The sequence below is a fragment of the Streptomyces cellostaticus genome (genome assembly GCF_001513965.1).
GTDB classification, from domain to species: Bacteria; Actinomycetota; Actinomycetes; order Streptomycetales; family Streptomycetaceae; genus Streptomyces; species Streptomyces cellostaticus.
In genome coordinates this window covers 1-2208 of sequence record NZ_KQ948112.1, presented here as the reverse complement: position 1 = coordinate 2208, position 2208 = coordinate 1, and the positions used below count along the sequence as shown (strand labels likewise).

2 protein-coding genes are annotated in these 2208 nt (G+C 68.6%); both read right to left on the bottom strand.

Annotated elements, in window-relative coordinates:
* Window positions 1-72: 72 nt before the first annotated feature.
* A complete protein-coding gene (gene istB, locus AQI88_RS42285) occupies window positions 73-870 on the bottom strand; it encodes an IS21-like element helper ATPase IstB (RefSeq protein WP_067011127.1) in 798 nt (265 codons plus the stop codon).
* Entirely contained in the window at window positions 870-2117 is a 1248-nt protein-coding gene (gene istA / locus AQI88_RS42280; RefSeq protein ID WP_067011125.1) for an IS21 family transposase, read from the bottom strand. The genes istB and istA overlap by 1 nt, the downstream gene beginning before the upstream one ends.
* Between the last annotated feature and the right edge of the window lie 91 nt (window positions 2118-2208).

Below are 2208 nucleotides of genomic sequence, written 5' to 3'. Positions count from 1 at the left end.
GTCGGTGACGGCTGAATCGTGGACCGGGGGCACCAGATGAAAAGTGGACCTCACGCTGTCAGTTGATGTTGGTCATTCCCCGGTGTTGGCCGTGGGAACCCGTCCTAGGTCGCGGCCGCGCATGCGGTAGCTGTCGCCCTTGAGCGAGATCACCTCGGCATGGTGGACGAGTCGGTCGATCATCGCGGCGGCGACGGTGTCGTCGCCGAAGACCTCGCCCCAGCGGCCGAAGGGCTTGTTGCTCGTCACGATCACGGAGGCGCGTTCGTAGCGGCCCGAGATGAACTGGAAGAACAGGTTCGCGGCCTCGGGCTCGAAGGGGATGTAGCCGACCTCGTCCACGATGATCAGCGGGATCCGGCCCAGCCGGGTCAACTCGTCGCTGAGCCTGCCCACTTGGTGCGCTTCGGCGAGGCGGGTCACCCACTGAGCGGCGGTGGCGAAGGCGACCCGGTGGCCGGCCTGGCAGGCCCGGATGCCGAGCCCGGTGGCGAGGTGGGTCTTGCCGGTGCCGGGCGGCCCCAGAAAGATCACGTTCTCCTTGCCGACGACGAAGTCGAGCGTCCCCAGATGGGCGATGACCTCGCGTTTCACGGACCGCTGGTGATCGAAGTCGAAGTCCTCGAGGGACTTGCGAGAAGGGAAGCGGGCCGCCCGGATGCGTCCCTCGGCGCCGTGGCTGTCGCGGGCGGCGGCCTCCCGCTGCAGGCAGGCGGCCAGATACTCCTCGTGACTCCAGCCCTCGTCCCGGGCTCGTTCAGCAAGCCGGGCAGCCGCGTCCCGCAAGGCGGGCGCCTTCAACGCCTTGGTCAGATAGACGAGTTCGGAGGAGACGTCGCGGCCGTTCGCGGCCTGCTTCGTGGTGGCCATCACGCGACTCCCTCACCGGTGCTGAGGCCGCCGTCGATGACGCCGAAGATCCGGTCGTAGGTGTCCAGCGGCCTTTGTTCGACTTCGAGTTGGTCTGCTGGGACGGGCCGTTGCCGGGCCCGTTCGCGGTCGGCTTTCGCGGCGGCCGCGTGGGTGGGGTCGGTGAGGGACTGATGGCGGGCCCAGCATCGGGCATGCCGGGCGACCTCGGTGCCCTCGCAGAACGCCAGGACCTGGTCCAGGTCGGCCTTCACTTCGATGCGGCGGCCGATGGCCAGTGGATGGACGGAGTAGTCGTTGGTGTCGAGGCGGACGTAGTGGTCGCGCGGCAGGCGCAGGCTGGATCGCCACCAGCCCGGCGGATCGACCGGCGGCAAAGTCAGCATCCTGGCCTTGTCCGCTTCGATCCGCTCGGCTGGGCGGGCCTGCAGGGTGCGGTGGAGGCGCCGGTTGGCCTTGGTCAGCCAGTCCGCCAGCTGGATATTGAAGTCGGTCGGCGAGGCGAAGACCCGGCCAGGCAGGAAGCTGGTCTCCAGATAGCCGTTGGCCCGCTCGACCAGGCCCTTGGCCTCCGGGTCGCCGGGACGGCACTGGATGATGCGGATGCCCAGCAGTCCCGCGAACGCCGCGAAGTCCTCCGTCAGCTGGGGGCTGCCGCCCCGCCAGGAGCCGACCGCGGCCTCGTTGTCCCAGACCAGAGCCTTCGGGACGGCTCCGAGCCCGGTCAAAAGCCGCCAGTGCCCGGCGATCAGGTCGGCTGCGGCCTTGCTCGGCAGCATCCGGGCCATGATCCATCGTGAGTAGCCGGCCACCATCACCAGCACTGGCGGACACCCTGTCTGCCCGAACCCCAGCGGGATCGCCGAGGGCGGGAACCACAGATCACACTGCACCAGTTCGCCGGGCTCATAGACCGTCCGGGAGGCCGGATCTGCCGGCAGGTAGTCGAGCTTCAGCTCACGCACCCGATCGCGCAGTACGGTCATGCCGTGCTGCCAGCCGATCCGTTCGGCCACCACGGTCGCCGGCATGTCCGGCCACACCTCAAGCAGTTCGCGGATCTTCGGCTCGGCCGCATCCACGATCGATCCCTTCGGCGCCCGCTCGTATTTCGGCGGCCGGTCACTGGCCACCGCCCGTCGCACCGTGGTCCGAGAGATCCCCAACTTCCGTGCGATCGCCCGGATCGGCATCTGCTCGGCCCGGTGCAACCGGCGGATCTCCGCCCAGTCCTCCACGCTGATCACCCATCCTCCCGGCCTGACTCAACGAGTCAGGCCGCCAAGGAGGGCCACAATTCATCCGGTGGAAGTGGTCTCACATTGAGCCGTTGCCGAC

Excerpts from the sequence above, each read along its gene's own strand:
- istB (WP_067011127.1), bottom strand. The coding sequence starts at position 870 with ATGGCCACCACGAAGCAGGCCGCGAACGGCCGCGACGTCTCCTCCGAA.